This is a genomic window from Stenotrophomonas maltophilia group sp. RNC7, assembly GCF_030910085.1.
In the GTDB taxonomy this organism is placed as follows: Bacteria; Pseudomonadota; Gammaproteobacteria; order Xanthomonadales; family Xanthomonadaceae; genus Stenotrophomonas; species Stenotrophomonas sepilia.
The window spans coordinates 1-488 of sequence record NZ_JAVFVN010000832.1 but is presented as its reverse complement, the minus strand read 5'-3'; the positions used below and the strand labels follow the sequence as shown (position 1 = coordinate 488).

1 protein-coding gene is annotated in these 488 nt (G+C 29.9%); it reads right to left on the bottom strand.

Annotation, left to right across the window (positions count from 1 at the left end; translation table 11 throughout):
• The coding region (locus RCF13_RS20110; protein WP_308141495.1) for a hypothetical protein at positions 1-488 on the bottom strand (488 nt) is incomplete at both ends.

Genomic DNA, 488 nt, shown 5'->3' with positions numbered 1-488 from the left:
TCCTTGCACTCCTTGTGGGCCCTCTGGACCGGTTGCTCCTATTTCCCCTTGTATCCCTTTAATTGCCCAATTAACCTTTTCAGTCTTCTTAAATACATAGTACATCCCAATAGCAACTACAAGTAAAATTCCGCCTGAAGTAGGCGAAACAAGATACAGCACTAAATATGCACCTATATAAATATATCTTAAAAACTTCTTATCTCCATTTTCTTTTAATACTAACCCTACTAGATATGCTAAATTCATTAAAATAATATTCCCCACTGTAGTATATAAACTCCCACTCATGTCATAGTATCTATTGAGGAGCAATAATAGAAAACTGAAAATAGGGAATGAGTATACAAAAATATCATATAGTTTAATTACTTTTTTACAACTATCTACAGTAAATATATAGTTAACTAATATAGGTAATAAAAATAAATTAAAATAAAATATTATATCTTTCGCAATATAGAAATTAGCTTGTCCTTTAATTATGC